Origin of the sequence: Bradyrhizobium sp. PRIMUS42 (assembly GCF_023006515.1) — a bacterium.
Taxonomy (GTDB): Bacteria; Pseudomonadota; Alphaproteobacteria; order Rhizobiales; family Xanthobacteraceae; genus Bradyrhizobium.
Genome location: NZ_JALBGZ010000390.1, coordinates 1 through 6,042 on the forward strand (window position 1 = coordinate 1; position 6,042 = coordinate 6,042).

Sequence of the window (6,042 nt, forward strand, 5' to 3'; positions counted from 1 at the left end):
GGTGAAGCCGAGGCGGTCGCGCAGGGCGCGGAACAGGATCGCGTCGGCAAGGCCAGAGCGCTTGCCGTGTTCGAGCGCGGCGAGGCCGGTCTTCATGCCGACGTCGAACAGGCGCTGCTTGAAGGGCGTCGCATCCATCACCTTGGCGCGGACGTCGGCGGCAATGGACTCCCAGACGCGGGGCGCAAACAGCACGAACGTCGGCGCGATCTCGCGCAGATCGTTCATCATGGTATCTGGCTCTTCGACGAAGTTGATCTTCATCCGGCACAACAGGCCTTTGCCGAGCACGTAGACCTGCTCCATGATCCACGGCAGCGGCAGCACCGAGACGTATTCGTCGTCCGGGCCCTTGGGGTCGAAGGCAAGATAGGTCGCGCAATGGCCGAGCACGCGGCCGGCGGCGAGCATGGCAAGCTTGGGATGGGAGGTGGTGCCCGACGTCGTGCAGAGGATCGCGACGTCCTCGCCCTTGGTGGCATCGACCAGCTTGTCGTAAAGCTCCGGCTCCCGCGCGGCACGTGCCCGGCCGAGCTCGGCGAACGTCTTTGCCGACATTAGCCGCGGGTCGTCGTATTTCCGCATTCCACGCGGATCGGAATAGATGATGTGCTTCAGCTTCGGCGCGCGCTCGGCGAGAGTGAGCAGCTTGTCGACCTGTTCCTCGTCCTCGGCAAAGACGAGCTGCGCCTCGCCATAGTTGAGGAGATAGGAGGCCTCCTCGTCGAGCACGTCGCGGTAAAGTCCGAGGCTTAGGCCGCCAATGGCGTGCGTCGCCACTTCCGCCGCGACCCAGTCCGGCCTGTTGTCGCCGATGATGCCGATCACGTCGCCGCGACCAAGGCCCACTTCGAGAAGACCGAGCGCAAAGTCGCGTACGCGGGTCTGATAGTCGTTCCAGGTGAACAGCCGCCAGAGCCCGAGATCCTTCTCGCGCAATGCGATCTCGTTGCCGTGCTCCTTCGCGTTGAGCCGGAGCATTTTCGGATAGGTGTCGGCCTGCGCGACACGGCCTGCGTAATCCATCATGCCGCGCTCTCCTGCGCTGGCGAAGCATCGTCGGGATCGACCAGCACCTCGTCCTCCTCGCCGAGATAGGCGCGCCTGACGTGGGGATCGGCGAGCACGGACGTCGGATCGCCTTCGGCGATCTTCTTGCCGAAATCCAGCACCATGACCCGATGGGAGATGTCCATCACCACGCCCATGTCGTGCTCGATCATCACCACCGTCATCCCGAACTCCTCGTTGAGGTCGACGATGTAGCGGGCCATATCCTCCTTCTCCTCGAAGTTCATGCCGGCCATCGGCTCGTCGAGGAGGATGAGGCGCGGCTCCAGCGCCATGGCGCGGGCGAGCTCAACGCGCTTGCGCAGGCCGTAGGAGAGGGTGCCGGCGGTGGCTTTTCGCACCGACTGGAGATCGAGGAAGTCGATGATCTCCTCGACCTTGCGGCGGTGCTCGAGCTCCTCCTTGCGCGCGCCGGTGAGCCAGTACAGCGAGCCCGTGAGGAAATTGTTCTTCAGAAGGTGATGACGCCCGACCATGATGTTGTCGAGCACGCTCATGTGGTGGAACAGCGCCAGGTTCTGGAAGGTGCGGCCGATGCCGAGTGAGGCGCGGGCATTCGGGGTCAAACCGGTGATGTCGCGGCCCTGGTAAAACAGCTGGCCCTCGGTCGGCTTGTAGCGGCCAGAAATACAGTTCACGATCGAGGTCTTGCCGGCGCCGTTGGGGCCGATGATCGAGAACAGCTCGCCCTCCCTGATGGCGAAGCCGACGTCGGTCAGCGCTCGGACGCCGCCGAATCGCAGGGACACGCCGCGCACTTCAAGACTGGTAGCCACCAAACCAAACCCTCCCGGTGATGGCGCTTTTTAGCGGCGCTCTTCGTCCGTTCCTGCCCGGCGATCCTAGTACGGTGGTGCCGGTGAGGCCATGCAGCAGATGGTCTCGACCGGACCGCGCCACTCCCGTTCCCGTTTGGGATCAAAAGCCGCATCGCCCGAGGTGGTCCTCAATAGGGGAAAGCGCTATTTTGAAATGTCTCGCGGCTGACAATTCTGCGACAAAGTTTGCCGGGCGGCAGTGGCCTTCATCTTTCGTCGGATGGCGGTCGAAATTATCATGTTGCATTGCAGCAGACGGCGAGGCGACGAAACGGTGCGGCTGGCGGCGAGATCATGATTTCGGAAGAGCATCTGAAGCGCGTCGCCGCCTGGTCGCGCGAGCTTACGCAAGCGGAGATCGAAGTCGCGCGGGCCGGAATCACGGAGCGGTCATACGGCACCGGCGAGACCGTGTTCATGCGCGGCGACACGTTCGCCTATTGGGCCGGCATGGTGGGCGGCCTTGCCCGCATGGGCGGGGTCTCCAGGGACGGCAAGGAGACCAGCCTTGCCGGGCTGACGGCAGGGGCCTGGTTCGGCGAGGGCAGCGTGCTCAAGAACGAGCCGCGCCGCTATGACGTGGTCGCGCTGCGCCACAGCCGCGTGGCCCTGATGGAACGCAGCGCCTTCATGTGGCTGTTCGAGAACAGCGTCGGCTTCAACCGCTTCCTGGTGCGCCAGCTCAACGAACGGCTCGGCCAGTTCATCGGCATGATCGAGGTCAACCGTACGCTGGACGCCACCGCGCGCCTCGCCCGCAGCATCGCCTCGCTGTACAACCCGATCCTCTATCCGGAATCGACCGCGCATCTGGAGATCACCCAGGAGGAGATCGGCGCGCTCTCCGGCATGTCCCGCCAGAACGCCAACCGCGCGCTGAACCGGCTGGAGAAGGAGGGGCTGCTGCGGCTGGAATATGGCGGCGTCACCATCCTCGATATCGAGCGGCTGCGCGGGTATGGGGACTAGCGCGCATTGGCGGGGGCGTGCACCGGCCAGAGATCAGCGCGCCAGCGGATCGCGATCGCCAGCATCGCGATGATCCCCGAGGCGGCATAAAGCGAGCCGGTCGCGGAATAGCCGATGATGTCGATCAGGCTACCGGCGGCAAGTAGTCCGAGCGGCAGGCCATAGATCACCATCATGCGGACGCCCATCACGCGGCCGCGCAGATGTGCGCTCGCCGTTCGCATCAGGATCACGGCTGCCGAGATCATCGACATGCTCTGCGCGATGCCGGCGAGAACGAGGCAGGCCATCGCGACCGGCATGGTCCTGACTTCCACGAATACCAGCAGCATGGCGTACCAGGCCAGCGTTGCGCCGATCAGGAGCCGGGCAATGCGCAGTCCGCTGACGAGGCTCAGCGTGATGGAGCCGATCAGTGAGCCGACGGCGAAGCTCGCGGAGAGATAGCCGAGGCCGGTCTGGTCGGTCTGAAAGATCTCCCGCGCGATGTAGGGCAGCAATCCGCCAGTGAAAGGAAAAGCGGTGAGATTGGCCAGAAAGGCGACGCAGAGTGCAGCGCGCATTCCCGGGCCGTTCCAAGCGTAGACGATCCCCTCCTTGAGGTCGCCGAACAATCGCGAAATGGCGCGGCTATCCGCGGGAAGATCGGTCGTGGTGATAATCCTTTTCGGCCGGGTCAGGCAGAGCATGAGAAGCGCGGCCGAGAAGTAGAGACAGGCGATCGCCACATAGACGAGGCCGATGCCGAGGAGGGCAAACAGCCCGGCGCCCGTCAACGCCCCGGCGATTCGGGCGCTGTCCTGGGTCGTGCGTGCCACGCTGATGGCGCCCACCAGCTGCTCGGCCGGCATGATCTCGGCGAGCAGCGCGCCCCGGACGCCGAGATCGGAGGGACGAATCAGGCCCATGATCGCGACGATGATCATGACGCTCAGCGGCGACAGATGACCGGTCAGCGCCAGAACCATGATGGTCGACGACAGCACGGTATAGGCAAGACGCATCACGACCAGGAGATCGCGATGGCCCATGCGGTCGCCGATCATGCCGAACACCGGCGCGACCAATGTCCCGACGAACTGGAGCGAGGCGAGCACGGTGAGCAACAGCACCGAGCCGGTCTCGACCAGGATATACCAGCCGAGCACCAGCGTCTCGACCTCGAACGCCCAGGAGGTGAGCAGGTCGGACGGCCACTGGAAGCGATAATTGCGAATGCGGAATGGCGCGAGTGCCGACGGCCGCGCGGCTGCGCTCAAGACGCGATGACGCGTGTCACGGCGATTCCTTTGCCTTGGTTCTTCTTCTGCGCGAGAACCTAGCGCCGGTGATGCCGGTGTCAATCGAAGCCGCCGCATGCCGCCATGCGCGACCACCCGCCCCCCCGGGGGCTCCCGGTTGACCTTCCGCCGACGTACGACGCGGTCACATAGTTTTCATCTTGCTGTGGCCCTAAGAGCTGGCGGGCTCGGGGGAGCGGAGCGATCACAGCATGTGGGTACGTTGGCAGACGTTTGCCGCGCGGCTTCTGGGTTCCCTGATTCTCGTGAGCGTCCTCGTGTTGCCCTGCCGGGCTGGGCCACAGGACATGCTGACGTTGATGCAGCGCATCACCTCGCTGGCCAAGGAGGGCCGCTACGGCGAGGCGGTCGGGCTGGCACGAAGGCTCGTCGCCGAGTCCGAGAAGAGCTCGGGCCGACAGTCGCCGCTGACGGCAACCACGCTGGTGGTGCTGGGCCAGTCGCTCCAGGCGCAAGGCGAGACGACCGAGGCCGAAGCCGTGCTGAGGCGGGCACTTGCGATTCGCGAGAAGAGCCTCGGACCCAATCATCCCGAAGTCGCCGCCGTGCTCGGCACGCTCGGCCAGATCGAGCTCGGCCTGAACCGGCTGAGCGAGGCTGAGCGGGATATGTCCCGCGCCATCGCCATCGACGAGAGCGTGCTGGGCTCGGACCACCTCACGACGGCAATGGCGCGCATGCAGCTCGGCAATCTCCGTCACCGTCAGATGAAGGAGACCGAGGCGCTCGACATGTTCAGTCGCGCCCTTGCGGTGTTCAGGAAGTCGCCGGGACAGGCCGATATCATGATCCCGGTAACCCTGAACAACATCGCGGAGGTCAATCGTGCGCAAGGCCGGTTGCACGAGGCCGAAGCGAACTTTGCCGAAGCGCTCGCTCTCCAGGAAAAGCAGCATGGCCCCGACAGCATCTATCTGACGGCAACGCTGAGCAATCTAGGCGAGCTCCGGCGCGCGCAGGGCCGACTTCAGGACGCCGAGCAATTGGCCCGGCGAGCCCTGGCCATCAGGGAGAAGGCGCTGGGGCCGGATCATCCTGACGTCGCCGCGAGCCTGAACAATCTCGCCTTGGTGTTTTCGCGCGAGGGCCGGGACGCGGAGGCCGAGGGGCTGCTGACACGGGCGCTCGCCATTCAGGAAAAGAGTTTTGGAGCGGCGCATCCGAACGTGGCGACGGCGCTGAACAATCTCGCGGAGGCCTGGACCCATCTCGATCGCAAGCAGGAGGCCGAGCAGCTCTTGCGCAAATCGCTCGCCATTCGCGAGAAGGCCCTCGGTCCGGGCCATCTCGACGTTGCGATCGGTCTCGACAATCTGGTGACGCTGATGGGCGGCGGCGATCGGTACGCCGAGGCCGAACCGTTCGCGCGCCGGTCGCTTGCGCTGCGCGAAGCCGCCCTCGGCGCCTCCCATCCGCTGGTCGCGAACAGCCTGAACAATCTGGCCGTCATCCTGGACAGCACCGGCCGGACGCAGGAGGCCGAGCCCCTCCTGAAACGCGCGCTGGATATCCGCCTGCGCGCTCTCGGCGAGACGCATCCTGATGTCGCCAACAGCTTTGCCAATCTCGGCGCCCATCATATCGATGTGAAGGATTGGCAACAGGCCCGCGATGCGTTGGCGCACGCGGTGGCGGTCCAGAACGGCCGCCGTGCCGCGGAGTTCGGCGAGGAGGGACGCGGCGATCTCAGGGGCCATGAAGACACCAATCCATATCCGGGCTTGATCGTTGCCGCCTACAACCTCGCGCGCGGCGCCACTGACGAGCAGAAAGGCGCGTTGCGGTCGCAGGCCTTCGAGGCGGCACAGTGGATCGGTGACGAGCAGGCCGCGCGCGCGATCGCAGGGATGTCAGCCCGGGTCGCGGATGGCAGCGGGGATCTC

At 65.2% G+C, this 6,042-nt stretch carries 5 protein-coding genes; 2 read left to right on the forward strand and 3 right to left on the reverse strand.

Going from position 1 to position 6,042, the window contains the following annotated elements; translation table 11 throughout:
• Together MOV75_RS24360 and MOV75_RS24365 are read right to left on the reverse strand one after the other, a co-directional pair.
• Positions 1–1,029, reverse strand: a 1,029-nt coding sequence (locus tag MOV75_RS24360; RefSeq protein ID WP_247006752.1) for an AMP-binding protein, incomplete at its 3' end; no start/stop codon positions are given.
• Complete coding sequence (locus tag MOV75_RS24365; RefSeq protein WP_246918984.1) at positions 1,026–1,847, reverse strand: ABC transporter ATP-binding protein; 822 nt, start codon at positions 1,845–1,847, stop codon at positions 1,026–1,028. The genes MOV75_RS24360 and MOV75_RS24365, both read right to left, overlap by 4 nt.
• A gap of 336 nt (positions 1,848–2,183) precedes the next feature.
• Between MOV75_RS24365 and MOV75_RS24370 the strand changes: the two genes are divergently transcribed.
• Positions 2,184–2,858, forward strand: coding sequence for a Crp/Fnr family transcriptional regulator (locus tag MOV75_RS24370; protein WP_246918983.1), 675 nt, complete (start codon positions 2,184–2,186; stop codon positions 2,856–2,858).
• Here the strand turns inward: MOV75_RS24370 and MOV75_RS24375 are convergent.
• Positions 2,855–4,117: an MFS transporter gene (locus MOV75_RS24375; RefSeq protein WP_246918982.1), complete on the reverse strand. Its 1,263-nt coding sequence runs from the start codon at positions 4,115–4,117 to the stop codon at positions 2,855–2,857. The genes MOV75_RS24370 and MOV75_RS24375 overlap by 4 nt on opposite strands.
• 329 nt (positions 4,118–4,446) lie before the next feature.
• On the opposite strand from MOV75_RS24375, the gene MOV75_RS24380 reads away from it, so the two are divergent.
• A partial coding sequence (locus tag MOV75_RS24380; RefSeq protein ID WP_247006753.1) for a tetratricopeptide repeat protein occupies positions 4,447–6,042 on the forward strand: 1,596 nt, incomplete at its 3' end.

Excerpts from the sequence above, each read along its gene's own strand:
- MOV75_RS24370 (WP_246918983.1), top strand. The coding sequence starts at position 2,184 with ATGATTTCGGAAGAGCATCTGAAGCGCGTCGCCGCCTGGTCGCGCGAG.